This is a genomic window from Enterobacter cloacae complex sp. Mu1197 (assembly GCF_040059225.1).
GTDB classification, from domain to species: Bacteria; Pseudomonadota; Gammaproteobacteria; order Enterobacterales; family Enterobacteriaceae; genus Enterobacter; species Enterobacter quasiroggenkampii.
Map to the genome: position 1 here is coordinate 2,468,707 of NZ_CP157375.1, position 26,805 is coordinate 2,495,511.

The following is a 26,805-nucleotide window of genomic DNA, read 5'->3' on the forward strand; positions in this document are numbered from 1 at the left end:
GGAGAAATGTCATGAGCAAACTGTTGGATCGCTTTCGTTATTTCAAAACAAAGGGGGACAGCTTCGCCAACGGGCACGGGCAGGTATATAACACCAACCGCGACTGGGAGGACGGCTACCGTCAGCGCTGGCAGTTCGACAAAATTGTGCGCTCAACCCACGGCGTGAACTGTACCGGCTCCTGCAGCTGGAAGATTTACGTTAAAAACGGCCTGGTAACCTGGGAAACCCAGCAGACCGATTACCCCCGCACCCGCCCTGACCTGCCCAACCACGAACCGCGCGGCTGCCCGCGTGGCGCAAGCTACTCGTGGTATCTCTATAGCGCCAACCGTCTTAAATATCCGCTGGTGCGTCGCAAGCTGATTGAGCTGTGGCGCGAGGCGCTGGCGCAGCATACCGATCCGGTGCTGGCCTGGGACGCCATCCAGAGCGATCCGCAAAAGGCGCAGAGCTACCGGCAGGCGCGCGGACGCGGCGGGTTTATCCGCTCGAACTGGAAAGAGCTGAACCAGCTGATTGCCGCCGCCAACGTCTGGACCATCAAAAATTATGGCCCGGACCGCGTGGCCGGTTTTTCCCCTATTCCGGCGATGTCGATGGTCTCCTACGCCGCCGGCACGCGCTATCTTTCCCTGCTGGGCGGCACCTGCCTGAGCTTCTACGACTGGTACTGCGACCTGCCGCCTGCGTCGCCGATGACCTGGGGCGAACAGACCGACGTGCCGGAGTCCGCCGACTGGTACAACTCCAGCTATATCATTGCCTGGGGCTCGAACGTGCCACAGACCCGAACTCCGGACGCCCATTTCTTCACGGAGGTGCGCTACAAGGGCACCAAAACCGTCGCCATCACGCCGGACTTCTCGGAGGTCGCGAAGCTGAGCGACCAGTGGCTGTCCCCCAAACAGGGCACCGACAGCGCCCTCGCCATGGCGATGGGCCACGTGATCCTCAAAGAATTTCACCTCGATAACCCCAGCGACTACTTCCTCAACTACTGCCGCCGCTATACCGATATGCCGATGCTGGTGCTGCTGGACGAGCAGGAAGACGGTCGCGTGGTGCCGGGACGTATGCTGCGCGCCTCGGACCTTGTCGACGGGCTGGGTGAAGCTAATAACCCTGAATGGAAGACCGTCGCCTTTGACGTAGGCGGAAATCTGGTGGTGCCAAACGGGTCAATTGGCTTCCGCTGGGGAGAAAAAGGCAAATGGAACCTGGAGCCGCAGGCTGCGGGGCACGAAACCGAACTGACGCTGTCGCTGCTCATTACCCACGACAGCGTGGCCGATGTCGCCTTCCCCTACTTTGGCGGCAACGAGAACCCGCATTTCCGCAGCGTGAAGCAGGAGCCGGTGCTGACGCGCCGCGTGCCGAGCAAAATCCTGACCCTCGCCGACGGCAGCGAGAAACGAGTGGTCAGCGTTTACGATCTGGTGCTGGCTAACTACGGTCTCGATCGCGGTCTGGAGGACAGCAATGCCGCAGAGAGCTATGAGCAGGTCAAAGCCTACACCCCCGCCTGGGGCGAGCAGATCACCGGCGTGCCCGCCAGGCTGATTGAAAAAATCGCCCGCGAGTTTGCCGACACGGCGCACAAAACCCACGGCCGGTCGATGATTATTCTCGGTGCAGGGGTGAACCACTGGTACCACATGGACATGAACTACCGCGGGATGATCAACATGCTGGTCTTCTGCGGCTGCGTCGGGCAGAGCGGCGGCGGCTGGTCCCACTATGTTGGCCAGGAGAAGCTGCGCCCGCAAACCGGCTGGCTGCCGCTGGCCTTCGCGCTGGACTGGAACCGTCCGCCGCGCCAGATGAACAGCACCTCCTTCTTCTACAACCACGCCAGCCAGTGGCGCTACGAGAAGCTGACCGCACAGGAGCTGCTCTCTCCGCTGGCGGACGCCTCGAGGTTCACTGGCCACCTGATTGATTTCAACGTCCGCGCCGAGCGCATGGGCTGGCTGCCGTCTGCCCCGCAGCTCAACCTTAACCCGCTGCACGTGAAGGCGCGCGCTGACGCCGCTGGGATGTCCCCGCAGGATTACACCGCTCAGGCGTTAAAATCGGGCGATATCCGCTTCGCCTGCGAGCAGCTGGACAACGGTAAGAACCATCCGCGCAACCTGTTCGTCTGGCGCTCTAACCTGCTCGGCTCGTCCGGGAAAGGCCACGAGTACATGCTGAAATACCTGCTCGGTACCGAGAGCGGGATTCAGGGCGAGGATTTAGGCTCGACCGACGACGTGAAGCCTGAGGAAGTGGAGTGGCAGACCGCCGCCATTGAGGGCAAGCTCGACCTGCTGGTGACGCTCGACTTCCGCATGTCCAGCACCTGTCTGTTCTCGGATATCGTCCTGCCCACCGCCACCTGGTATGAAAAAGACGATATGAATACCTCAGACATGCATCCCTTTATTCACCCGCTCTCGGCCGCCGTCGACCCGGCGTGGGAGTCCCGCAGCGACTGGGAGATCTACAAGGGCATAGCCAAAGTCTTCTCCGAGGTCTGCGTCGGGCATCTCGGCACCGAAACGGACGTAGTGTTACAGCCGCTACAGCACGACTCCCCGGCGGAACTCTCCCAGCCGTTTGACATTCAGGACTGGCGCAAAGGGGAATGCGATCTGATCCCCGGTAAAACGGCGCCGAACATCGCGGTGGTCGAGCGGAACTACCCGGAAACTTACGAACGTTTCACCGCCCTCGGCCCGCTGATGGATAAGCTCGGCAACGGCGGGAAAGGCATATCGTGGAACACGCAGAACGAGGTCGATTTCCTCGGCAAGCTGAACTACGTCAAGCCCGACGGCCCGGCGAAAGGTCGTCCGCTGATTGAAACGGCGATCGACGCCTCCGAGGTGATCCTCGCTCTGGCACCGGAAACCAACGGTCAGGTGGCGGTGAAGGCCTGGGAAGCGCTCGGCGAACTGACCGGACGCGATCACACCCATCTGGCGCTGAACAAGGAAGACGAAAAGATCCGCTTCCGCGACATCCAGGCGCAGCCGCGCAAAATTATCTCCAGCCCAACCTGGTCAGGTCTGGAGAGCGAGCACGTCTCCTATAACGCGGGCTATACCAACGTCCACGAGCTGATCCCATGGCGCACGCTGTCTGGCCGCCAGCAGCTGTATCAGGATCATCCCTGGATGCGCGCGTTCGGAGAGAGCCTGGTGGCCTACCGTCCGCCGATTGATACCCGAAGCGTCACCCATATGCGCGAGATCCCGCCGAACGGCTTCCCGGAAAAAGCGCTCAACTTCCTGACGCCGCACCAGAAATGGGGCATCCACTCCACCTACAGCGAAAACCTGCTGATGCAGACCCTGTCGCGCGGCGGGCCGATTGTCTGGATCAGCGAAACCGACGCCCGCGAGCTGGGCATTGAGGACAACGACTGGATCGAGGCCTTCAACGCCAACGGCGCCCTCACCGCCCGCGCGGTGGTCAGCCAGCGCGTGCCGCCGGGCATGACCATGATGTACCACGCCCAAGAGCGCATCCTGAACATTCCGGGTTCAGAGGTGACCGGACGGCGCGGCGGGATCCACAACTCGGTGACCCGCGTCTGCCCGAAACCGACGCACATGATCGGCGGCTACGCCCAGCTGGCGTACAGCTTCAACTATTACGGCACCGTCGGCTCCAACCGCGACGAATTCATCATGATCCGCAAAATGAAAAACATTAACTGGCTGGACGGCGAAGGTCGGGATCAGGTACAGGAGGCGAAAAAATGAAAATACGCTCACAGGTTGGCATGGTTCTGAATCTCGATAAATGCATCGGCTGCCACACCTGCTCGGTGACCTGCAAGAACGTCTGGACCGGGCGCGAAGGGATGGAATATGCCTGGTTTAACAACGTCGAAACCAAACCGGGTATCGGCTACCCGAAAAACTGGGAGGATCAGGAGGAGTGGCAAGGCGGATGGATCCGCGGCATTCACGGCAAGCTGACCCCACGCCTCGGCGGCAAAATGGGCGTGCTGTCGAAGATTTTCGCCAACCCCGTCCTGCCGCAGATTGACGATTATTACGAACCCTTCACCTTTGACTATCAGGATCTGCACCGCGCGCCGGAGGGGGATCACCTCCCTACCGCCCGCCCGCGCTCGTTGATTGACGGCAAGCGGATGGACAAAATCGTCTGGGGGCCCAACTGGGAAGAGTTGCTGGGCGGCGAATTTGAAAAACGCGCCCGCGACCGTAACTTCCAGAAGATCCAGAAGGAGATGTACGGCCAGTTCGAAAACACCTTCATGATGTATCTGCCGCGCCTGTGCGAGCACTGCCTCAACCCGAGCTGTGTCGCCACCTGCCCGAGCGGCGCGATTTACAAGCGCGAAGAGGACGGCATTGTGCTGATCGACCAGGACAAATGCCGCGGCTGGCGCCTGTGCATCAGCGGCTGTCCCTACAAGAAAATCTACTTCAACTGGAAGAGCGGCAAGTCAGAGAAATGCATCTTCTGCTACCCGCGCATTGAGTCCGGCCAGCCGACCGTCTGCTCGGAAACCTGCGTCGGGCGCATCCGCTACCTCGGCGTGCTGCTGTATGACGCGGACCGTATTGAAGAGGCGGCCAGCACCGAGCATGAAACCGATCTGTACGAGCGCCAGTGCGACGTGTTCCTCAACCCGAACGATCCGGCAGTAATTGAGGAAGCGCTGGAGCAGGGTATTCCGCAGAACGTGATTGACGCCGCCCAGCGTTCTCCGGTCTACAAGATGGCGATGGACTGGAAGCTGGCTCTGCCGCTGCACCCGGAATACCGCACCCTGCCGATGGTCTGGTACGTGCCACCGCTGTCGCCGATTCAGTCCTACGCGGACGCTGGCGGCCTGCCGCAGAGCGACGGCGTTCTTCCCGCAGTCGAAAGCCTGCGCATTCCGGTGCAGTATCTGGCGAACATGCTCAGCGCGGGCGATACTGGTCCGGTGCTGCGCGCCCTGAAGCGCATGATGGCGATGCGTCACTACAAGCGCTCCCAGACCGTGGAAGGCGTGACCGATACACGCGCCATTGAAGAGGTCGGCCTGACCGAAGTGCAGGTTGAGGAGATGTACCGCTATCTGGCGATTGCCAACTACGAAGACCGCTTCGTGATCCCGACCAGCCACCGCGAAATGGCGCGCGACGCTTTCCCGGAGAAAAACGGCTGCGGCTTCACCTTTGGCGACGGCTGCCACGGCTCTGACACGAAATTCAACCTCTTCAACAGCAGCCGCATCGACGCGATTAACATCACCGAGGTGCGCGAACACGGGGAGGGAGAGTAATGCAGATCCTGAAAATCATCGCGCTGCTGATCGAGTATCCCGATGACACCCTGTGGGAAAACCGTGATGAAGCGCTTTCGTTAATTGCGCAGGACGCGCCCATGCTGCTGCCGTTTGCCCGGCAGCACCTGAGTGCCCCGCTGCTGGATAAACAGGCCGAATGGTGCGAGGTGTTTGAGCGCGGTCGCGCGACATCGCTGCTGCTGTTCGAGCACGTTCACGCCGAATCCCGCGATCGCGGTCAGGCGATGGTTGACCTGATGAGCCAGTATGAGAAAGCCGGTCTGGTGCTGGACTGCCGCGAGCTGCCGGACTACCTGCCGCTATACCTGGAATACCTGAGCATCGTGACCGAGGACGAGGGCCGCGAAGGTTTGCAGAACGTCGCGCCGATCCTGGCGCTGATCGGCGGCCGCCTGAAACAGCGCGGCGTGGCGCATTATCAGCTGTTTGACGCCCTGCTGACGCTGGCGGGAACGCGCCTTTCCAGCGACAGCGTGGCGAAACAGGTGTCCGGTGAAAAACGGGATGATACCCGTCAGGCGCTGGACGCTGTGTGGGAAGAGGAACAGGTGAAGTTTATTGAAGACAACGCCACATCGTGCGACAGCTCGCCGATGCAGCAATATCAACGACGCTTTAGCCAGGACGTCGCGCCGCAGTATGTGGACGTCAGCGCCGGAGGCCCAAAATGACGCACTACCTGAACGTGTTTTTCTATGACATTTATCCCTACATCTGCGCCACCGTCTTTTTCCTCGGCAGCTGGTTGCGCTACGACTACGGGCAATATACCTGGCGGGCCTCATCGAGCCAGATGCTCAGCAAACGCGGGATGAACTGGGCCTCTAACCTGTTTCATATCGGGATTCTGGGGATCTTCTTCGGGCACCTGTTCGGCATGTTAACCCCGCACTGGATGTACGCCTGGTTTTTACCCGTCGCGGTTAAACAGCAGCTGGCCATGATTGCGGGAGGGATCTGCGGCGTGCTGACGCTGATCGGCGGGTCGATGCTGCTGATTCGCCGCTTGTTCAACCAGCGGGTGCGTGCCACCTCCACCACGCCGGATATCATCATTATGAGTATCCTGCTGATACAGTGCATTCTGGGGCTATCGACCATTCCTTTCTCCGCGCAATATCCTGACGGAAGCGAGATGATGAAGCTGGTGGGCTGGGCACAAGGGATCGTGACGTTTAAGGGCGGCTCGTCGGAAATGCTGAGCGGCGTGGCGCCGATCTTCCGCGTGCATCTGGTGTTGGGGATGACGATCTTCCTCATCTTCCCCTTTACCCGCCTGGTGCACGTCTGGAGCGCGCCGTTTGAGTACTTTACGCGGCGGTATCAGGTGGTGAGATCGCGCCGTTGATTTGTCGGGTGGCGGCTACGCCTTACCCGACCTACGTTCACACGCCCGTAGGCCCGGTCAGGTGTTGACGCCACCGGGCCGCAATGTCAGAACAAAGTACTTCCGCTGACGACTGAAATAACCAACAGCAGCAGCAACACTGCGACAATCAGACCAAAAGCCAGTAACGCCGCATGAAAAGCGAGCGTGGCCCCGGAAAAAAACAGTGCACCACTCACCCCCCATCTGTTCTCTTTGCGCATCCCAGCCGTGAACGCAAGCCCTAATGCCACCACGGATAAAATTATTCCGCTATTGATAAGAATGCTGTCGATATCGACCGCTTTCTTTTTCGCTTCAACGGTCGGCTGTTCTCCCTTTATGCCAGCAATGATCCCTTTTTTTACCGCCGAAACTTTTTCAGCCACAACAATTTCAAGCGCTGTCGACTTTGTCGAAAAAGGACCAAAAGTGAACTGCACTAATGAAAGAAGCAGTGCAATAACCCCGAGTAACATTCCCACTGAACTGAATTTATTCCGCAACAAGATTTCCATATCAGCATGTCTTTGATGATGTTTAAACTAACCTGCCGGGTAGCGGCCTATGTTTGGGTACCCGTAGGCCCGGTAAGGTGTAGCCGCCACCGGGCTATTTCCCTGCCTGCGGATGCGTATCAAAGCCCGCCATCACCGCCGTCAATTCTGCGAGTGAAAAACCGTGCTTAGGATCGTCAACGCCCAGCCCAAAGCGTTTCTGCATCAACTGGTAAAGCGCCTCAGCATCCGGTAAGTGAACCTGCTCCTCCACATGACCGTTCTGCCAGTGGGTAAAGTTGAAGTTGGTCAGCGTCAGCTTACCGCCGTCCGGCAGATGGCGGCACATCAGCAGATGATGGCGGAAGTGCGACTGCGGCCAGTGCGCTGACCAGAAATTCCCCATCACGTAATCACTGAAATACTGTGTCGTCAGGTCAAAGTGGTACATCGACTGCCAGTGCTCGTGGTGACGGAACTGCAGCACCCAGTCGTTACCCTCGCTCAGCAGACGATACAGGCCGTGCGGCGTTTCCTGTTCCTCACTGGCAAGCAGACGAATTGGCGCCGTCAGCGTCTGGCCGCCAAACCCCACGTCCGCAATCCAGCGCTCGCCGTTAAGCTCAACCAGCAGCAGGCGATGCGTACGCGGCGGCATTTGCGGCGGGCTCGCTAATACCACGCGTCCCAGCACGCTGCGTACCGTGAAGCCGACTTCACGCAATACCCGCTCAAACAGGCCGTTTTGCTCAAAGCAATATCCTCCGCGACGGGCGGTGACCAGCTTGTCGACCAGACACCGATCGTCAAGCTGGATTTCGCGCGGCAGCACGACGTCAATATTCTCAAAGGGGATCGCACAGTTATGGTGTAAATGCAGTGCGCGCAGGGTATCGATATCCACCCGTGTCGGTTGCGTCCAGCCGATGCGAGCGAAGTAGGCGGTCAGGAATGGGGACATGAATCAGTTTCCTTTGATTGTGATGTTCTGTTTATAAACTAATTTTACGCACTCACTTTGATTTACGTGCTTTTTCGTCATACTCATCGTTACAGATGAGGAGATCCTATGAGCCACTTTCGCCCTGTTGAATTACGTCATGCCAGCCGTCTGCTGAACCACGGCCCTACCGTGCTGATCACCAGCCGCGATGAAAGCCTGGACAGACGTAACGTTATGGCCGCCGCATGGTCAATGCCCGTTGAGTTTGAACCGCCACGCATCGCAATCGTGGTGGATAAAAGTACCTGGTCACGCGAGCTGATCGAACGCAGCGGGAAATTTGGCATCGTTATCCCCGGCGTGGCGGCGGCCAACTGGACTTACGCGGTCGGCAGCGTCAGCGGGCGCGATGAAGACAAATTCAACTGCTATGGGATCCCGGTGGTGAATGGCCCGGAGCTCGGCCTGCCGGTCATTGAAGAGAAATGCCTGGCGTGGATGGAGTGCCGGTTATTACCCGTGACCTCCGCGGCAGAGAAATACGACACCCTGTTTGGCGAAGTGGTTTCAGCGGCAGCGGATGAACGGGCGTTTATCGCCGGGCGCTGGCAGTTTGACGGGGATAAGCTCAATACCCTGCATCATCTTGGAGCCGGGACGTTTGTGGCGAGCGGGAAGATGGTGAAGGCGCTGGATTGATTGTTTAAATCATATATGGCTGAATTATATTAAATTTCTATGGCATTTTATGTTTGCTCTTGTGTTGTAAAACGGAGGATATTTCCGGAGTTGCTGCATTAGCACTCTCCCGTTAAGGAAATATCAATGTCATGGAATAAAGATGGCGCAATCTCCTATGCCAAATCACACGCCCAACCGAAGAGCACCGGTTATTGTGCTCGCTACGTCACCGAAGCGATCAGAACGGGGGGGAAATTAAAAATTCCCAATACGCGTCTGGCAAAAGATATGGGGCGTACATTGGTCAACGCTGGATTCCGCCTGGTATACGATCAACCTCATTACGAACTGTTCAGGCACGACTAATGAAAATACTCTGCTTTTTTCTTTTTGCCTTGTCTCCGTTCGCAGTCGCCCAAATTGACTATGCCCCAGGCCAGGCTGCGCTTAAATTCAATCAATGGTATATCGCTCAGCTGAATCAGGACAAACCGCCAGTGCTAAATCCAGACATTATGAATGAATACGTTGCCTCTGGGACAATTGATGCAATTAAGGAGATGTACTCAGGAGACAGTAACGAAAAAGACATGCCCGATGCTGATATGTTCATTAAAGCGCAGGACTGGGATGAGGACTGGGATCAGATAACCGTTCTGCATTCTGATTTTGATGCCGTTTGCACAAACGTTTATATCGCATTTGGTAAGAAACAAGATCACGTTGTAGCAGATTGTCTCGTTCACGAAAAAGGGAAATGGAAAGTTCGGTCGGCCACGCTGATCAAGTAATAAACGTCTATGAAAGCCCTCTGCTACAGCGGCAAAAGCACATGGTAGCCCAGCGACTACCATGTGCAATTCATTAACTACTTCGCACGCCGTGAAATAATCTCATCCGCAACATTCCGCGGTGCTTCCGCAAAATGGTGGAACTCCATCGTATACGTCGCGCGTCCCTGGGACATCGAACGCAATGTCGTGGCATAACCAAACATTTCTGCCAGCGGTACGTCGGCGCGGATAATCTGGCTGCCGTACTGCTCTTCCATCCCCTGCACCATGCCGCGTCGGGAAGAGAGATCGCCCATGATGTTACCGGCGTACTCTTCCGGTGTTTCCACCTCCACATGCATGATCGGCTCAAGAATCACCGGATCCGCCCTGCGGGCCCCCTCTTTAAAGCCGAGGATCGCGGCCATGCGGAACGCCATCTCCGAGGAGTCGACGTCGTGATACGAGCCAAACGTCAGTGTCGCTTTAACATCGACGACCGGATAGCCCGCCAGCACGCCGCTGTTCATCGCTTCCCGCAGCCCTTTCTCAACGGACGGAATATACTCACGCGGCACCACGCCGCCCTTAGTGGCATCTTCAAATTTAAAGCCACTTCCAGGCTCCAGCGGCTCCAGGCTCAGCACCACATGGCCGTACTGGCCTTTACCGCCGGACTGTCGGACAAATTTGCCTTCGATGTCCTTCACCGTTTTACGCAGGGTTTCACGGTAGGTCACCTGCGGACGACCGATATTTGCTTCGACGCCAAACTCACGTTTCATGCGGTCGACGATAATCTCGAGGTGTAACTCACCCATACCGGAGATAATGGTCTGGCCGGACTCCTCGTCAGTGTGCAGGCGGAAAGACGGGTCTTCTGCCGCCAGACGCTGCAGCGCAATGCCCATTTTCTCCTGATCGCCTTTGGTTTTCGGCTCAATCGCCAGCGAAATCACCGGATCCGGAAACTCCATGCGCTCAAGCGTAATGACGGCGTTCGGATCGGTGAGCGTGTCACCGGTGGTCACGTCTTTCAGTCCGACGCAGGCCGCGATATCCCCGGTGCGCAGTTCGTCCACCTCGTGGCGATCGTTGGCATGCATCAGCACGATACGCCCGATGCGCTCTTTCTTCCCTTTCACCGGGTTATACACCGCGTCGCCTTTGCGCAGTACGCCAGAGTACACGCGGATAAAGGTCAGTTGTCCGACGTACGGGTCGCTCATCAACTTGAACGCCAGAGCCGAGAACGGCTCATCATCACTCGGGTGACGCTCCGCGTGCTGCCCTTTTTCATCCACGCCATCAATAGCCGGCACGTCCAGCGGCGACGGCATAAGCTCAATCACCGCATCGAGCATGCGCTGTACGCCTTTGTTTTTGAACGCGCTGCCGCACAGCATCGGCTGGATTTCGCCCGAAATGGTGCGAATACGTAGCCCTTTGATAATTTCCGCTTCCGTCAGGTCGCCGGTTTCCAGGTATTTGTCCATCAGTTCATCGCTGGCTTCCGCCGCCGCAGAGACCATTTTTTCCCGCCATTCCTGGGCGGTACTGACCAAATCGTCCGGCACGGGGGCATAGGTAAACACCATGCCCTGCGTCGCGTCGTCCCACAGAATGGTGCGCATCTTGATCAGATCCACCACGCCGGTGAAGTGATCTTCGGCCCCCACCGGGATGACAATCGGCACCGGATTGGCCTTCAGGCGTTCCTGCATCATCCGCACGACGCGGAAGAAATCGGCACCCGGACGGTCCATCTTGTTGACGAAGGCCAGACGCGGAACGTGATATTTATTGGCCTGACGCCAGACGGTTTCCGACTGCGGCTGCACGCCGCCCACGGAGTCATACACCATCACGGCACCATCGAGTACGCGCATGGAACGCTCCACCTCAATGGTGAAATCCACGTGCCCCGGGGTGTCGATGATGTTGATCCGGTGCGGTTCATAGCCTCTGTCCATGCCTGGCCAGAAGCAGCTAACCGCCGCGGACGTAATGGTAATCCCGCGCTCTTGCTCCTGCGCCATCCAGTCAGTGGTTGCCGCGCCATCGTGTACTTCACCCAGCTTGTGGCTCATCCCGGTATAAAACAGGACGCGCTCAGTGGTGGTGGTTTTACCGGCATCGATATGCGCGGAGATACCGATGTTGCGATAACGTTCGAGAGGGATGGGTCGGGGCATGATATTTCCTTAGTCACTATGACGTGTTTGTGACGACCAGGATGGTCGTGCATTCGTTCGTTTGCTATAATAGTCCTATTGTACGAGTATTATCGAACTATTTTTTAAGGGTTGACCTATTGTTGATATAGCTCAATCTGACGCCATACGCAGGAAAACGATGATCCCTAACCACCCTGAAACTGAACAAATACTGCTGGAAAATGTGCTCTTTGCCCTCGGCAACCCGCTCCGGCTATCGATTATTCGCCGGCTCGCCGATGGCAGCGAACTGAGCTGCAACGCGCTGCGCCCGGAAGATGTGGTGAAGTCCACGATGACCCATCACTGGCGCGTATTGCGCGACAGCGGGGTCATCTGGCAGCGTCCGCAGGGACGCGAAAACATGATTTCATTGCGACGAGACGATCTGGATACCCGTTTTCCAGGGTTGATGGCGATCCTGCTGCAGGTTACGTAATTTCAGTCCCTTCCAGGCGATAGACCGGGATCTGCCGGGTTGTTTTGGTGAGCGTATCGAACACCTCGGCGTTGGACGTCACGATCCGCATCCCTGTTTTGCGTAGCCGTTGTACATCAGCCGCGATGCGCTGAATGCCAAACCAGAAAAGCCCGTCGAGCGCGGTCACAGACAGCCCGTTTTCCAGCGCCAGTTTGAGGCGCTCCTTTGGCGCTTTCACCTGCTGGGCAATTTGCCGGTAAGACGCTTCCGTCGCACCCGTGGCATCTCTGCGCTGGATCCGCGTCTTCAGGTGATAGGTAAACTCGTCAGGTATACCGTCCAGATCCCGTTTAAGGCTGTAGACGCAGCCAAAGCGCTTGCCATTGAACAGAACATTTTTCTGACTGAGCTGAAGCTCTTTTCTGACAGCATCAATCAACTGGGGCGCACGGGTGAGAAGCAGCCTGAAGGGCAGCTCGAAGCTGGTGACGTAATCCACATTAAGCAACGCGAGACGCAGACGATCCTCCGCACCGGACTGTTGCTCACGGCACTCCTCCAGCACCTCCGCCCACTGGCGCGTCAGGCGCTCCGGTTCGGCGGCTTCGGTCAGGAGATATTTTTCAATCTGATAATCAACTCTTCCGGTCATCGTGTGGTATCCCGTCGCTGTGGCTGCGGTAATTCTATACAGCGCGGTGAGTTTTATAAAGGACTGAACCGCAGCGACACGCTGTAAATGTCGTTGCGATTCAGTATCCTGAGGTTTCGAATCAGTGCGCCATAACCCAGCCCATCAGCAGCGTGGCGAAAATGACCGTCGAGGCACCGCCGATACGCGTCGCAATCTGCGCGAACGGCATGAGCGACATGCGGTTGGAGGCGGACAGAATGGCCACATCTCCCGTACCGCCCAGCCCACTGTGGCAGCAGGTAACAATCGCCGCTTCCACCGGATACATATTCAGACGCGACGCAATCACGTAGCCGCTCAGCGCCATCGCAATCACCACCGATCCGCATACCACTACATAGCCCACCGAGAAGACCGACACCACGCTTTCAAGCGGCACGTATAGCATCCCGAGGCCGATCATCAGGGGCCAGACCAGCGCAGCCGAAACGAATTTATAGCAGCTGTGCGCCCCCTGCTCCATTGAGGCCGGGATCACCCTGAAGTATTTACACAGGACGGCAATCAGGATCATCAGCACCGGGCCGGGAATGTGGACCAGTTTTTCAAACAAGCCCCCGACGATGAAAAATGCGCACACCATCAGCAATCCGCCGCCCATCAGGTGAAAATCCGTCTGCTGTGCGCCCGGCGCCCCGGCGAACAGGCTGGCGTCGTCTTTACTCCGCGTGAGCATGCCATTTCCTGAAAGCGCAGGACGTTTCGTCCCGAGACGCGCCAGCGAGCCCGCACAAATAATGGCGAAGATATTTCCGACGACCGCAGCGGGAGCCAGCTGCGCCACGTAGACGTCCGGCGTCTGCCCCAGTATGGCCGAATAGGCCAGAGACAGGGGCAAAATCCCCTCGCCAATTCCGCCGCCAATGATGGGCACAATGATAAAGAAGAACGTATGGTAAGGCGTAAACCCAAACAGCGTTCCCACAATAAGCCCGCTCAGCACGGCCATCAATGTCCCCGCCACCAGCGGAACAAACATGCGCATCATGCCCTGGATCAGCAGCACCCGGTTCATCCCCAGAATGCTGCCTACCACCAGGCAGGCGATGACGAAATAGAGCAGATTCGCCTCCTTCATCAGCAGATGCACCGTATCAAGGGTTTGTTTCCCGAATGCGCCAAAATAGACCAGCACGGAAGGCACCATCAGACACAGGATCGCCGGGCCGCCGATGTCCTTCAGCACGGGGATTTGACGCCCCACTTTGGCAAACGCAAAGCCAAGGGTCATGATGACCGCCAGTCCGCCTATCATATTTTTCGGCAACAGCCCTGCCCAGGCGGACGTCGCCACAATCGCGGCAATCCCCACGAACAGCATCAACGGGACTGCGCCAACCTCGGTATTGTTGAGCCCAAAGGCGAAACGCGAGGTCGACAGCTCAGAAGTCGGTACAGGATTATCTTTCATATAATCACCTGAAATTTGTGTTCGGATATGCAGAGAACGGAATAAACGAAAAACTATTCCTGATTCGAATAAATGTTCTTAAATAGAAAATAAAGACTTTGGTGGCCTTTTCTAAAAACAGGCTCAGCGTGAAATTAACATGGGCCGCCAAAGAGAAATGTGAACACAATAGCCCTTTCCTTTTAAATAATTTAATTCATTATTATGTAACTAAAGTTATTCATTACATTCAATGCAATTCTTTTGAAATTAATAAAACCAGAAGGAATGTGAACCTTGTCACTCCTGCTCCGTTAGCTAAGCGCTAAATTAGCTCCCCAACAAAACACAGAAAACTGCGTGCCTTTATCATCCTTAAAGTCACTGTTTCTGCTCGTCTTATTTCTGTTTCGTTTAAATATTCAGGAGTTGACCATGTCTCGTAAAGACGTTCTGTACACGCCTTATAATGGCGCCGTACTGCTGGAAAATCCGTTATTAAATAAAGGCCTCGCCTTTATTAAAGAAGAACGGGATAATTTTAATCTGCATGGATTATTGCCGCATAACGTTGAAACCATTGAAGAGCAAACCGAGCGCGCCTGGGTGCAGTTCTGCCATTTTAAAAGCGATATTTCCCGTCATGTTTATTTGCGCAATATTCAGGACACCAATGAAACTCTCTTTTACAACCTCTTGCGTTCGCATCTGAAAGAGACGTTACCGATTATCTATACCCCGACGGTGGGTGAAGCCTGCGAGCATTTCTCCACGATTTATCGCCGCGCGCGCGGCTTGTTTATTTCATGGCCTAACCGCCATCGTATTGATGAGATGCTGCAAAGTTTCTCGCGCAACGACGTTCGGGTGATTGTGGTGACGGATGGAGAGCGCATTTTAGGGCTCGGCGACCAGGGTATCGGCGGTATGGGCATTCCGATTGGCAAGCTGTCGCTCTATACCGCCTGCGGAGGGATCCATCCGGCCTCCACCCTCCCGATTATGCTGGATGTCGGCACCAATAATCAGCAACACCTCGACGACCCGATGTACATGGGCTGGCGTCATCCGCGTATCAGCGACGATCAATACGCAGAATTTATGGATATGTTTATCAGCACGGTTAAAGCGCGCTGGCCCAACGTACTCCTGCAGTTTGAAGACTTTGCACAGAAAAATGCCACCCGACTACTCCAGCGCTACCGCGATCAGCTGTGCTGCTTCAATGATGATATCCAGGGCACGGCAGCCGTCACCGCGGGGACGCTGATCGCAGCGGCCCACGCGGCGGGCACGCGCATTCGCGATCAGCGCGTGGTCTTCCTCGGCAGCGGCTCTGCGGGATGCGGGATCGCTGAAAAAATTGTGGCGCTGATGGTCGATGACGGCCTGACCGAGTCCGAAGCCCGCAGCAGGATCTTCATGGTCGATCGCTTCGGCCTGCTAACCGACGACATGACCAACCTGCTCGATTTCCAGAAAAACCTGCTTACCGCGCGCGACGCCGTAAGCCGCTGGCAGGTAGACGCGAAGAATATTTCCCTGCTGGACGTGGTGAAGAACGCACATCCAACGGTGATGATCGGCGTTTCAGGTCAGCCGGGGCTGTTCAGCGAAGAGATCGTCAAAGAGATGCATCGCCACTGCCCACGCCCGATTATCATGCCGCTCTCGAACCCGACGTCGCGGGCGGAGGCCCAGCCTCAGGATCTCATCGCCTGGACCCAGGGGGCCGCGCTGGTAGCCACCGGCAGCCCGTTCGCGCCGGTATTCTGGGAGAACGCGCACTACGAGATTGCCCAGTGTAACAACGCCTATATCTTCCCGGGTCTTGGGCTTGGCGTTCTGGCCTGTAACGCGCGTCGGGTGACGGAAGAGATGCTGATGGCAGCAAGCCGCAGCCTGGCTGCCCAGTCTCCGCTGGTGACCACGGAAAGAGGAGGATTGCTGCCGCCGGTAGATCAGATTGAAACGGTTTCACGCCAGATTGCCGTTGCCGTCGCCCGGGCCGCCATTGAACAAGGCGTGGCGCCGTCGTTAGATGATGAAACCCTGATGGCGCGTATCGAGAAAACCTGGTGGCAGGCGGACTATGCGCCGTACCGCCGATCCGCGCTGTAGCGCCGGTCATGCCCTCACCGCAGGGTGAGGGCATCGCTGTGGTGTTAGTGCTGTATGCCTGAGCGGTCAGAAAAATCGCTGGCGGAGAGACTATCACCCCGAGTTGCCGCCTGTTTCAGACGGGCATACCGATCAGGTACCCCTTCAGGACGGGTTTTGAAGCGACGGTGCAGCCACATATACTGCTCTGGGGCCATGAGTACGGCCTTCTCAATTGCCCTGTTCATCTGCGTCGCCACGGCTTCTTTATCGCCGCCCTGCAGCGCCTCGCTGATATCCTCCAGAATAATCAGCTCGTAACCGGTGCCATCCGCCCTGCGACGCGGCACAAAGGGGATGACGGCAGGTTTAGCGCTTTTGACCAGCATATAGCTGCCCGCCGTCGTTGCGGCATCCGCCACCGCAAAGAACGGCACAAACACGCTGTTGGTTTTGCCATAGTCGTGGTCCGGGGCGTACCACAAAATTTCATTCTGCTTCAGCGAGCGGATCATGCCCTTTAAATCATGGCGATCGAGCATGGTTTTGTTGGAGCGCAGGCGCCCTCGCGTCTGGAGCCAGTCCAGCAGAGCATTGTTATTAGGACGATAGACCCCAATACCGGGGTTGAGCATGCCAAATATCCGCGCGCCCAGCTCAAGCGTCAGAAAATGCATCCCCACCAGCACCACGCCTTTTCCCTGCGCCCTCGCCTTTTCCATGTGCTCATACCCCTGCACGGTAAAGCATTTCTTCACCCGCCACGCTGGCCAGAACCATGCCATCCCGGTTTCAATCACCCCCATTCCTACCGATTCAAAATTACGTTGCAGCAATGACTCGCGTTCATCCTTTTTCATCTCCGGGAAACAAAGCTCCAGGTTGCGGCGGGCAATCTCGACGCGGCGAGGAAGTAAGCGCATCGCCAGTCGCCCCAGTCCATGACCGATTCTGAACAGAAGCGGATAAGGGAGCAGCATGATGAGCCACAGAGCCGCAATGCCGGCCCAGCTTAGCCAGTAACGGGGATGAAGAAAGGCGAATGAAAAACGGGGTAATTTTGTCATCAGAAAATTATCCTTTAACGTGTCTGTCCTTAATTGATTCTGTTGAAGATCTTTCCTAAGGATGAATAATATGCCAGTCAGAAACGTTAATTGTAGCGGATAAGACAAAACGCATTTTTATCGATTTTTGCGAAAAACGGGAAAACAAACCGGGGAGGATTTATTCGCTCCCCGGCAGAAGATCTTACATCGAATACCCGGGCTTCTTAATAAGCTCCTCCAGCTTCGGTCCAATTTCGGTATCCCAGACCTGCGCCTTCCAGTCTTCAGGCGCGATCTGCTTCAACGCCACCGACACGGAACTGTCTTTGCTGTTGAAATGGCGAATAATCACGTCGGCAATATCCGCCGCCAGGGCAGCTTTTTGTTCGTCGTTTAAATCACGGGGAAAACATTTAATATCTACGTGTGGCATGTGCAGGCTTCCGGTTGTGAATGTGGGTTCCACGTTATCAGATAATTTTGTTTGCCTTTAACACCTTGTGCAGTTCCGGTCGCTGGCATACGGCGTCCGCAATCGCCGTGAATTTAGGGGTATTTTCGGCAAACCAGGCGTGACGGGGCCCCCAGGTGCGCGCCACCGCAATATACACATCCAGCAGCGTCAGCCGTTCCCCCAGCGCAAACGGGGTAGCCTTAAGCTGGGTTTCGAACCACAAATAAAGGGATTTCCGGTATGCGATGCAGTTTTTCTGCAGCTGTTCTGGCGCATCCGGCACCCAGCGTTCGGGATAGTCTGCATAGGTAAACGTGGGATAGACGTTGGCTACGAACCAGATGAGCAAACGCTGAAACTGCTGACGTTCAGCCTGCCCCACGGGTGGGGCGAGATCGGGACACCGGTCGAGCGCCATCAGGGCAATCGCCGCCGTTTCGGTCATGATGGCGCCATTTTCCAGCTCCAGCGTCGGCACCTGGCACAGCGGATTGAGCTTGTGCAGCAACTCACGCTGCGGACCGGGCTGGTCAAACCCGTCCACGTTGATAAATTGATAAGGGATCTCAGCCAGGGTCAGCATCACCTCACTGATTGCCGAGCCCCAGCCGGGTACGCCATAAAGTTTAATCATGTTGCCCCCTGAGGGTGAGGGATGAAAACCCTAAGTGTAGAGCACCATTAGTAGGTTATCCCAGGCGGGTTGACCTCCGATTGCGCCACCGCTTCGCCCTGCTCACCCCAGCGCGCCAGCACCTTCTGGTAATCTCCGCGCGTAATCGCACCGTTCAGCGCGGCCTGCAGGGCGTACACCAGCTCGTTGCCTTTTTTGGTGGTGGTCGCGACATAGGCTTTTTTCGGCCCTAAACCGACCACGCGGGTCTTGCCGGTGAGCGCGGCTTTATAGGCCGAGACCGACTGCGGCCCGAAGAACACGTCCGCCCTGCCGGACTGAATATAGAGGTTGCCCGAGGCATCGTCGTGGAGATAGACCGGCAGCGCAGGCGCCCGCCCTGCCTTTTGGTTCTCTTCGTTCCAGCCCAGCAGGATACGTTCCTGATTAGTACCAGAGCCGACAATCACCTTTTTCCCCGCCAGATCTTCCGCGTTTTTAATGGACTGCACCTCGCTGGTGGATTTCACCGAAAACGCCAGCGAATCGACGCGGTAGGTTGCAAAATCGAACTTCTCTTTACGCTGTTCGGTCACCGCAATGTTCACCAGCGCCACGTCGTAGCGTCCGGAGGCGATCCCCAGCGGCCAGTCTTCCCACGCCGTCGGCACCAGCTTCAGCTTCAGCCCCAGGCTGCCCGCCAGCAGGCGAGCGATATCCGGGTCGCTGCCAATCCGCGTTCGGTTATCGCTTGCCAGCAGCGCCAGCGGCGGGGAGTTCAGCGCCGAAATGGCGACCGTCAGCGTCCCCGGTTCAACGAACCGGTAATTCGCGGGGATCTTCGCCACCGCCTGCGGATCGATCCTCACCGGCAGCGGCTGCTCGTTGGCTTTTAAATCAATGCTGGCGTGGCTGGCGGCTGAAAAGATCAGCCCCGCCAGAAGTCCGTATTTCATTGGCGCTCCTTACAGCACTTTTGACAGGAACTGGCGCGTTCGCGGGTGCGACGGATGATTCAGCACCTCGTCACTGCTGCCCTGCTCCACAATTTTTCCGTCGACCATAAACACCACCTGATCCGCCACTTCCCGGGCAAAGCCGATCTCGTGAGTGACCACCACCAGCGTAGTGCCGGACCGGGCCAGTTTTTTGATTACGTCCAGCACTTCCCCTACCAGCTCCGGATCCAGAGCCGAGGTGGGTTCATCAAACAGCATCACGCGGGGACGTAACGCCAGCGCGCGGGCAATCGCAATGCGTTGCTGCTGGCCGCCGGAGAGATGGCGGGACCAGGCATCGGCTTTATCCCGCAGCCCGACCACGTCCAGCAGGCTGTACGCTCTTTCCACCGCCTCTCTTTTGCTGAGCTTTTTATGCGCGATGGGCGCTTCAATCAGGTTTTCCAGCACCGTGAGATGGGGAAAGAGATTGAAGTTCTGAAACACATAGCCCACGTTGACGCGCTGTTTGAGGATCTCTTTCTCCTTCAGCTCGTAGAGCTTGTCGCCCTGACGACGGTAGCCAATGTAGTCCCCGTCGATCTGAATAAAGCCTTCGTCGACGCGCTCCAGGTGGTTAATGGTACGCAGCAGCGTCGATTTTCCCGACCCGGACGGCCCGAGGATGACCGTCACGGATCCCGGCGGGATCTCAAGCGACACGTTGTCGAGCGCCTTATGGCGTCCAAAATATTTGCTGACGCCGGTAATCGAGATATGTCCTTCAGGAGAGGCTTGCATGGATAGGCTCCTGTGCTGGCGAGGTGGTGACAGAACGGGTACGACGGGCGGCACGGTTCTGATTAACCGCTGAGCGGCGTTCGCTGCGGGCAAGTGCGCGTTCAACACCGTACTGGATAGCGGACAGGACGGTGGTGATCGCCAGGTACCAGGCGGCACCGACCATCAGCAGCGGGATCACCTCCTGCGTGCGGTTGTAGATCATCTGGATGGTATAAAACAGCTCCGGCATCGCCAGGACGTACACCATCGCTGTGCCCTTGGCGAGGCTGATGATTTCATTGAACCCCGACGGCAGAATGGTACGCAGCGCCTGAGGCAAAATGATGCGCACCGTGCGGCGCCAGGCCGGCAGACCGAGCGCGGCGGCGGCCTCATACTGCCCGTGATCGACCCCGAGGAAACCACCGCGAATGATCTCGGCGGTATAGGCGCTCTGCACCAGCGTTAGCCCCACTACGGCGGTAGAGAACTGCCCCAGCACGTTGATGGTTTCAAAACTGCCCCAGGTGATGCTGGTAAACGGCACGCCGAGCGAGAGCGTGTCGTAGAGATAGGAAAAGTTGTACAGGATAATCAGCACGACGATCAGCGGCAGCGACCGAAACAGCCAGATATACGCCCACGCCAGGCTGCTCAGCAGCCAGGATGACGAGAGTCTCGCCAGCGCCAGCATGCCGCCAAACACCACGCTCAGCACGGTACCGATCAGCGTCAGCAGCAGGGTCTGCCCGACACCTTCGAGGATCACCGGGTCGAAGAACCAGCGGGCGAACACCGCCCACTCCCAGCGCGGGTTAAAGGCTACGGACTGAATCACGACCGCCAGGACAAACAGCGCCACCGCGGCGCCGACGGCCCGCAGCGGATAACGCGCCGGGACCACCTTAATGGTTTCAACGTTGCTCATCGTCGTTCCTCATGCGGTTTTACTGAACGCTTCACGTACCAGCGTTTTGGTGAAACGCAGCCGACCGTCAAACGGCGGCTGGCTATACTCTTCCGGATCGCGGTTCAGATCGAACTGCGGCTGATAGCCCTGGCTAAGATAGAGCCTGACCGCCTCCGGCTGACGAAAGCCGGTTGTCAGGTAGATCTGACTGTACCCTGCCAGCACCGCCCTGCGCTCCAGCTCCTGCACCACGCGCCCGGCAAGCCCCTGCTGACGCAGGGTTTTGTCCGTCCAGATACGTTTGATTTCCGCGGTGCGTTCGTCGAACGGTTTGTACGCGCCGGTGGCAATAATCTTCCCGTCGCGCTCCAGGACGATAAACAGCCCCTGCGGCGCCAGATACCACTCGGTGAGCTCCACTTCCGCGTCTTTAGAGAAGTAGTCTCCGTAGCGGGCCGCATATTCCCCGAACAACCCCTCGATAATGGGCTGAAGTTCGGCATCTTCCGGTGATACATCACGAAATCGTTCGCTCATTACGTCTCCTTAATCGCCCAGGCCAGCCGGGTTCACTTCGGACTGAGGAATGCGCTCAACCCCTTCTCCCCAGCGGTTCAGCACTTTGTCGTAATCGCCGTTTTTGATGACGCCGTTCAGCGCGGTTTGCACCGGCTCAACCAGTCCGCTGCCTTTTTTCAGCGTCACCGCGATGTGTGCCGCCTTCGGCCAGCCGCCGTCGACGCTGCCCACCAGTTTGGTTTTCCCGTTCAGCGCCGCTTTCCATGCGCCAATCACGTTCGGGCCAAAGTAGGCATCCGCGCGCCCGGACTGCAGCGCCAGGGTTTGGGCCGCATCGTCTTTGGTGTAGATCGGGGTAAAGGGCTTCAGTCCCTTCTTCAGGTTTTCGGCATTCCATGCCAGCAGGATGGCCTCCTGGTTGGTGCCGGAGCCGACGATAATCTTCAGCCCCGCGATGTCTTCCGCCTTCTGCAGCGACGTAATCGGGCTGGTGGATTTCACGTAAAAGCCGAGGGAATCCTTACGATAGGTAGCAAAATCAAACTTCTGTTTGCGTTCTTTGGTGACGGTGATGTTGCTGATGGCGGCATCGTATTTCCCGGACGCCACACCCAGCGGCCAGTCCTCCCAGGAGGTGGGCACCACGTTGAGCTCCAGTCCGAGGCTGTCGGCGACCAGACGCGCGACGTCAACTTCGCTTCCCAGCAGCGTTTTGTTGTCGTCGGAGAAGACCGTCAGCGGCGGCTGGTTGAGTCCCGCCACCGCAACGGTAAATTTCCCGGGCACGGCAAAGCGATAGTCTTTCGGCAGCTGCGCTACCGCCTCGCTATTTTTCGCGGTGTTAATCGGGGTTTTATTGGCCTCGATGCTCACACCGGTGCCGTTAATATTCACATTCTCTGCCCAGACGGCAGGGGTAAAGGCCAGCGCAAGCGCCAGAATAAGCGATGATTTCTGCATAGCGGGGTTCTCTTTTATTGTTGTGTGTACTGGTTTTTCGGTTGGTCTAAGCCAAGGCTTTCGCGCAGCGTGGTGCCCGGGTAGTCGGTACGGAACAGGCCGCGGGCCTGAAGAATGGGCACTACCTGGTCAACAAAGCGCGGGAAGGTGTCCGGCGTGCCGCCCTGAATAATGAAGCCGTCTGCGGCATAGCCTTCAAACCAGGCCTGAAGACCGTCTGCCACCTCCTCCGGCGTGCCGGAAAAGCGCGGGCGCGGCGAAGCGGCCTCCAGCGCCACCTGACGCAGGGTTAAGTTGCGTTCGCGGGCGTTACGCTTGATTTCATCGGTGGTGCTGCGGAAGCTGTTTTTGCCTAAGTCGCCGATATCCGGGAACGGCTCGTCGAGCGGATACTGGCTGAAGTCGTGATGTTCAAAATAACGCCCGAGGTAATTGAGGGCGTCATTAATCGACACCAGCGCCGCCGTGGTCTGGTACTGGTTTTCCACATCATCGGCATCTTTCCCCACAATCACGCTGACGCCCTGGAAAATATGGAGATCCGACGCGCGGCGGCCGTTTGTTTCCAGCTGCTGTTTTACGTCGCGGTAAAAGGCTTTTGCCTCATCGAGCGTCTCGTGGTGGGTGAAAATGGCGTCGGCATGTTTCGCCGCCAGCTTTTTCCCGTCGTCCGACGCCCCGGCCTGAAAGACAATCGGGCGACCCTGCGGCGTGCGGCCAATATTCAGCGGACCGGCGACCTGGAAGAAGTCTCCGTGGTGATCGAGCGTATGCAGTTTCGCCGGGTCAAAAAACTGGCCGCTCTCTTTGTTACGAATAAACGCGTCCTCTTCCCAGGAATCCCACAGCCCTTTCACCACGTCGAGATATTCATCGGCAATCCGGTAGCGCAGCGCATGCTCGGGGTGTTTTTCACGGGAAAAGTTCTTTGCTGACCCTTCCAGCGGCGAGGTCACCACGTTCCAGCCCGCGCGGCCGTTGCTCAGGTGATCGAGGCTCGCGAACTGGCGCGCCGTGGTGAAGGGCTCGCTGTAGGAGGTGGATAAGGTTCCCACCAGCCCCAGGCGCGAGGTGATGCTGGCCAGTGCGGAAAGCACGGTTAACGGTTCAAAACGATTCAGAAAATGGGGGATCGATTTCTCGTTAATATAGAGGCCATCGGCCACAAAGAGAAAATCGAGCTTCCCTTCCTCGGCCTTTAACGCCGTCGCTTTCACAAAGTCGAAATTAATACTGGCATCGGCGATCGCTGCAGGATGGCGCCAGGCGGACATATTCCCGGATGCACCATGCAGAATGGTGCCCAGCCGCAGTTGTCGGGTTGCAGACATATTTACCTCTCCTGAATTAAACGTGTTGCAGGGCTTTTTCCGCAAGCTGTGCAAAATAGCGGGCGGCGGGCTCAATCAGTGCTTCATCCGGGTTAAAGGCCGGGTGATGTAAACCAAACGGACTGTTGCTGCCAATGCTGACAAACGCGCCGGGAACAGACTGCAAATAGACCGCAAAATCCTCCCCGCCCATATGCAGTTCCGCGTGCCGGGTTTCATATCCGGCCTCACGCGCGACCGAGGTGGCAAAATCAGCCCAGCGCTCGTCATTCACCAGCGCGGTAGGCCCGGCATACCAGGTGATATCAATCTGCGCGCTGAAGGCGCTGGCAAAACCGGCGGCAATTTCACCCACGCGGGCTTTCACATTCTGCTGCACTTCCGTGCGATGGGTTCGAAGCGTGCCTTCCAGCTCGACGCTTTCCGGCAGCACGTTCCAGGTGTTGCCGCCCGCAATACGTGTCACGCTCAGCACCACGGAATCCAGCGTGTTGACGTTGCGGCTGGCGACGCTTTGCAGCGCCGTTACCAACTGGCTCGCCAGCACAATCGCGTCGTTGCCTTCATGAGGACGTGCGGCGTGCGCGCCTTTGCCGGTAATGCGGATCACGAAGCGGTCAACGTTGGCGTAGAACGGCCCGCCGCGGGTGGCGAACTCACCGACCGGCAGGCCGGGCTCGTTGTGCATACCGAAAATCGCGCTGACATCGCGCAGGGCACCGGCGCGCACCATGCTCTTCGCACCGCCAAAGTTCTCTTCAGCAGGCTGAAACAGGATACGCACCCGGCCGTTAAGCGAGGCCTCCCGTTCTTTCAGCTTTAACGCGGCACCAAGGATGACGCTGGTGTGAATATCGTGTCCGCAGGCGTGCATCACCCCTGCATGCTGTGAGCTAAACGGCACGCCGCTGCGCTCCTCGATCGGCAGCGCGTCAATGTCGGCGCGCAGCGCAACCAGCCTGCTGCCCGTTCCGATTTCCGCCACCAGCCCGGTCGACAGGTCGTAAGGCTGTGGGGTGATCCCGGCGTTGGTCAGCCACTGGCGCAGGCGCGCGGTAGTTTCGACTTCCTGGCCGGACAGTTCCGGGTTCTGGTGCAGTTCGCGGCGCCAGGCAATCAGTTGTTCGCCAAAGCTCATACGGTGACCTCCTTGTTAAGACGCGCCCCGGCAAGCAGACGCAGCGACGCGACGCGCGTAGCCCCCTCCGCTACCGGCGTGTCGATGATAAATTCGTCAATGCCCCACTGCTGATGCAGCGCGTTGAGCTGTTCCACTACCGACTTAGCGGTGCCCGCCAGCAGCGACTGCGCCCGACGTGCAATGCGCACCGGCTCACTGCCCGCCTGGCGTGCAAACGCGTAGGCCTGCTCTTCGCTGGCCACGGTGACACGCTGCCCGTTTGCCAGCTCAACGCCCCACACTTCGACCTTCTGCGCCAGCGCGTCTGCCTCAGCCTGCGTCGGCGCGACAATCGCCTGCACCGCCACTATCACATCCCGCGCGCTGTTCTCACGCCAGGTCGATACCACCTCGCGCAGCAGGTCCGGGTCACCGTTCAGGTGTGCGGCAAACACAAAGTGCCAGTCGAGCCTGGCGGCCAGCAGCGCGCTTTCGGTACTCGCGCCCAGCAGGAAACCCTCCGCAGGCAACGGCGGCAGCGGCGTGGCGCGGACGGCCTCTTCAATAGCGTGATGCTCAGGACGGATCCAGCGGTCGAGCTGGGCCAGTTGTTCGGCAAAGCTGCCCTTTTCCTGTTGATTCAGGCCCTGCTGCAGCGCGCGGGTTGAGAGCGGTAATCCGCCGGGGGCTTTCCCGACGCCGAGATCGACGCGGCCAGGCGCCAGCGCGGCCAGCACGTTGAAGTTCTCGGCGACTTTATAGGGGCTGTAGTGCTGAAGCATTACGCCGCCGGACCCGACGCGAATGCGCGTGGTTTGCCCGAGGATCCAGGCAATCAGCAGCTCCGGCGAAGGGCTGGCAAGCTGTGGGGTGTTGTGGTGTTCGGCAATCCAGAAGCGGTGATAGCCCAGATTTTCTGCCTGCTGCGCCAGCGCCAGGGTACGCGCCAGTGCATCGGCAGCCGTTTCGTTTTCAGCGATGGGGCTTTTATCCAGAATGCTGATTCGCCATGACATGTTGCGTTCTCGTTTGACTTAACATGTCGACATTATTAAAGGCGCATTTCACCACTGAGAAACAATTAATTTACATTTAGTTTGCCGGAAAACAGATATATAAAACCCTGCTAAGAATAAGACTTTAAGGAGGCAATCAGCGATTCCACCTGCTCCCGACGGGTAATGCGGACGAAGCGAATATGGCTATATTGCGGGTTTTGCAGATCGGCTTCATAGCGCGTACGGTTGTTACGCCAGGTTTTCATCGTCCAGATGATAATGGATTCTCTGCTGAAGAACGCGCGCCGGAAACTCTCTTTATTCCCCGTTCCCGGCCAGAGTTCGTGCTTATGCCAGGCCCGCTTTATTGCTCGCGTGACGGCCTGCCAGAGGGTGCGGATAAACCCGTAATCCACCCACACCACCACATCGACATCGCGCCATTTCACAGGCCGCGTGCGGTTGTAGTTACCGTCCAGTACCCAGTCAGGCGAAGCCTGTAGCGCCTGCGCCAGCTTTGCCTGAAACTCGTCGTCCGGTGTGCCCTGCCAGTCAGCCTGCCAGTAGAGTCTGTCCATCTCGATACAGGGAATAGCCAGTTCGGTCGCAATCTGCTTCGCCAGCGTGCTTTTTCCACTTCCGCTGGTTCCTATGACGTTAATTTTCACCTCAGCCTCCCTGTATTCACGAAAATGAGACTAAATCATAGCGTTTTCATTCTGTTAACGAAAC

At 57.6% G+C, this 26,805-nt stretch carries 24 protein-coding genes and 1 pseudogene; 9 read left to right on the forward strand and 16 right to left on the reverse strand.

The window, feature by feature from the left end:
- Window positions 1–11: 11 nt before the first annotated feature.
- Genes ABFV38_RS11695 through narI form a run of 4 tightly spaced genes read left to right on the forward strand, consistent with a single transcriptional unit; the run spans window position 12 to window position 6,665 of the window.
- Entirely contained in the window at window positions 12–3,752 is a 3,741-nt protein-coding gene (locus ABFV38_RS11695; protein ID WP_348957297.1) for a nitrate reductase subunit alpha, read from the forward strand.
- The gene (gene narH, locus ABFV38_RS11700; RefSeq protein ID WP_235403417.1) at window positions 3,749–5,293 is read left to right on the forward strand and encodes a nitrate reductase subunit beta; all 1,545 of its coding nucleotides are present in this window, start codon (window positions 3,749–3,751) and stop codon (window positions 5,291–5,293) included. The genes ABFV38_RS11695 and narH overlap by 4 nt, the downstream gene beginning before the upstream one ends.
- Window positions 5,293–5,988 (forward strand): nitrate reductase molybdenum cofactor assembly chaperone, encoded by a 696-nt coding sequence (gene narW, locus ABFV38_RS11705; RefSeq protein ID WP_024909584.1) that lies wholly within the window; start codon window positions 5,293–5,295, stop codon window positions 5,986–5,988. Before narH ends, narW begins: the two co-directional genes overlap by 1 nt.
- Entirely contained in the window at window positions 5,985–6,665 is a 681-nt protein-coding gene (narI, locus tag ABFV38_RS11710; RefSeq protein WP_014883923.1) for a respiratory nitrate reductase subunit gamma, read from the forward strand. The genes narW and narI overlap by 4 nt, the downstream gene beginning before the upstream one ends.
- An 86-nt stretch (window positions 6,666–6,751) precedes the next feature.
- Here the strand turns inward: narI and ABFV38_RS11715 are convergent, their stop codons facing one another.
- Together ABFV38_RS11715 and nhoA are read right to left on the reverse strand one after the other, a co-directional pair.
- Window positions 6,752–7,201 carry a hypothetical protein gene (locus tag ABFV38_RS11715; RefSeq protein ID WP_047071785.1) on the reverse strand — a complete coding sequence of 150 codons (450 nt, stop codon included), beginning with the start codon at window positions 7,199–7,201 and terminating at the stop codon, window positions 6,752–6,754.
- A gap of 94 nt (window positions 7,202–7,295) precedes the next feature.
- Window positions 7,296–8,141: an N-hydroxyarylamine O-acetyltransferase gene (gene nhoA, locus ABFV38_RS11720; RefSeq protein ID WP_045908808.1), complete on the reverse strand. Its 846-nt coding sequence runs from the start codon at window positions 8,139–8,141 to the stop codon at window positions 7,296–7,298.
- Window positions 8,142–8,249: 108 nt separating this feature from the next.
- On the opposite strand from nhoA, the gene ABFV38_RS11725 reads away from it, so the two are divergent.
- The 3 genes from ABFV38_RS11725 (at window position 8,250) to ABFV38_RS11735 (ending at window position 9,595) form a co-directional block, all read left to right on the forward strand.
- The gene (locus ABFV38_RS11725) at window positions 8,250–8,822 is read left to right on the forward strand and encodes a flavin reductase family protein (protein ID WP_033145657.1); all 573 of its coding nucleotides are present in this window, start codon (window positions 8,250–8,252) and stop codon (window positions 8,820–8,822) included.
- Between the two features lie 126 nt (window positions 8,823–8,948).
- Entirely contained in the window at window positions 8,949–9,170 is a 222-nt protein-coding gene (locus ABFV38_RS11730; RefSeq protein WP_235404351.1) for a hypothetical protein, read from the forward strand.
- On the forward strand, window positions 9,170–9,595 hold the full coding sequence (locus ABFV38_RS11735) for a DUF3828 domain-containing protein (RefSeq protein ID WP_348957298.1): 426 nt from the start codon (window positions 9,170–9,172) through the stop codon (window positions 9,593–9,595). The genes ABFV38_RS11730 and ABFV38_RS11735 overlap by 1 nt, the downstream gene beginning before the upstream one ends.
- A gap of 77 nt (window positions 9,596–9,672) precedes the next feature.
- On the opposite strand, the gene fusA is transcribed toward ABFV38_RS11735, so the two are convergent.
- A complete protein-coding gene (gene fusA / locus ABFV38_RS11740; RefSeq protein ID WP_348957299.1) occupies window positions 9,673–11,772 on the reverse strand; it encodes an elongation factor G in 2,100 nt (699 codons plus the stop codon).
- Window positions 11,773–11,932: 160 nt separating this feature from the next.
- On the opposite strand from fusA, the gene ABFV38_RS11745 reads away from it, so the two are divergent.
- Window positions 11,933–12,232 carry a helix-turn-helix domain-containing protein gene (locus ABFV38_RS11745; RefSeq protein WP_069719160.1) on the forward strand — a complete coding sequence of 100 codons (300 nt, stop codon included), beginning with the start codon at window positions 11,933–11,935 and terminating at the stop codon, window positions 12,230–12,232.
- Here the strand turns inward: ABFV38_RS11745 and ABFV38_RS11750 are convergent.
- Together ABFV38_RS11750 and ABFV38_RS11755 are read right to left on the reverse strand one after the other, a co-directional pair.
- Entirely contained in the window at window positions 12,225–12,866 is a 642-nt protein-coding gene (locus tag ABFV38_RS11750) for a helix-turn-helix domain-containing protein (RefSeq protein WP_235404353.1), read from the reverse strand. The two genes, ABFV38_RS11745 and ABFV38_RS11750, sit on opposite strands and share 8 nt — an antisense overlap.
- A gap of 121 nt (window positions 12,867–12,987) precedes the next feature.
- Window positions 12,988–14,319 carry a 2-hydroxycarboxylate transporter family protein gene (locus ABFV38_RS11755; protein ID WP_229225935.1) on the reverse strand — a complete coding sequence of 444 codons (1,332 nt, stop codon included), beginning with the start codon at window positions 14,317–14,319 and terminating at the stop codon, window positions 12,988–12,990.
- A gap of 414 nt (window positions 14,320–14,733) precedes the next feature.
- Here ABFV38_RS11755 and ABFV38_RS11760 point away from each other — a divergent pair, with 414 nt between their 5' ends.
- The gene (locus tag ABFV38_RS11760; protein ID WP_348957300.1) at window positions 14,734–16,419 is read left to right on the forward strand and encodes an NAD-dependent malic enzyme; all 1,686 of its coding nucleotides are present in this window, start codon (window positions 14,734–14,736) and stop codon (window positions 16,417–16,419) included.
- Between the two features lie 44 nt (window positions 16,420–16,463).
- Here the strand turns inward: ABFV38_RS11760 and ABFV38_RS11765 are convergent, their stop codons facing one another.
- The 11 genes and pseudogenes from ABFV38_RS11765 to ABFV38_RS11815 all read right to left on the reverse strand — a co-directional run bounded on the left by ABFV38_RS11765 (window position 16,464) and on the right by ABFV38_RS11815 (window position 26,741).
- Window positions 16,464–17,465, reverse strand: a complete 1,002-nt coding sequence (locus ABFV38_RS11765; RefSeq protein WP_348957301.1) for a Kdo(2)-lipid IV(A) acyltransferase — start codon at window positions 17,463–17,465, stop codon at window positions 16,464–16,466.
- 184 nt (window positions 17,466–17,649) lie between these two features.
- Complete coding sequence (gene pptA, locus ABFV38_RS11770; protein ID WP_008501760.1) at window positions 17,650–17,880, reverse strand: tautomerase PptA; 231 nt, start codon at window positions 17,878–17,880, stop codon at window positions 17,650–17,652.
- Between the two features lie 37 nt (window positions 17,881–17,917).
- Window positions 17,918–18,535 carry a glutathione S-transferase family protein gene (locus ABFV38_RS11775; RefSeq protein ID WP_348957302.1) on the reverse strand — a complete coding sequence of 206 codons (618 nt, stop codon included), beginning with the start codon at window positions 18,533–18,535 and terminating at the stop codon, window positions 17,918–17,920.
- A 47-nt stretch (window positions 18,536–18,582) separates the two neighbouring features.
- On the reverse strand, window positions 18,583–19,470 hold the full coding sequence (locus tag ABFV38_RS11780) for a transporter substrate-binding domain-containing protein (protein WP_063956520.1): 888 nt from the start codon (window positions 19,468–19,470) through the stop codon (window positions 18,583–18,585).
- A 9-nt stretch (window positions 19,471–19,479) separates the two neighbouring features.
- Window positions 19,480–20,253, reverse strand: coding sequence for an amino acid ABC transporter ATP-binding protein (locus ABFV38_RS11785; RefSeq protein ID WP_348957303.1), 774 nt, complete (start codon window positions 20,251–20,253; stop codon window positions 19,480–19,482).
- Window positions 20,237–21,163, reverse strand: a complete 927-nt coding sequence (locus tag ABFV38_RS11790) for an amino acid ABC transporter permease (RefSeq protein WP_348957304.1) — start codon at window positions 21,161–21,163, stop codon at window positions 20,237–20,239. Before ABFV38_RS11790 ends, ABFV38_RS11785 begins: the two co-directional genes overlap by 17 nt.
- A gap of 9 nt (window positions 21,164–21,172) precedes the next feature.
- A complete protein-coding gene (locus ABFV38_RS11795) occupies window positions 21,173–21,682 on the reverse strand; it encodes a GNAT family N-acetyltransferase (RefSeq protein ID WP_008501765.1) in 510 nt (169 codons plus the stop codon).
- Window positions 21,683–21,691: 9 nt separating this feature from the next.
- Window positions 21,692–23,955 (reverse strand): annotated as a pseudogene (locus tag ABFV38_RS11800) (NtaA/DmoA family FMN-dependent monooxygenase).
- A gap of 16 nt (window positions 23,956–23,971) precedes the next feature.
- Window positions 23,972–25,093: an amidohydrolase gene (locus tag ABFV38_RS11805; protein WP_045908821.1), complete on the reverse strand. Its 1,122-nt coding sequence runs from the start codon at window positions 25,091–25,093 to the stop codon at window positions 23,972–23,974.
- Window positions 25,090–26,091, reverse strand: coding sequence for an LLM class flavin-dependent oxidoreductase (locus ABFV38_RS11810; protein ID WP_348957305.1), 1,002 nt, complete (start codon window positions 26,089–26,091; stop codon window positions 25,090–25,092). The genes ABFV38_RS11805 and ABFV38_RS11810 overlap by 4 nt, the downstream gene beginning before the upstream one ends.
- Before the next feature lie 110 nt (window positions 26,092–26,201).
- Window positions 26,202–26,741, reverse strand: coding sequence for an AAA family ATPase (locus ABFV38_RS11815; protein ID WP_348957306.1), 540 nt, complete (start codon window positions 26,739–26,741; stop codon window positions 26,202–26,204).
- Between the last annotated feature and the right edge of the window lie 64 nt (window positions 26,742–26,805).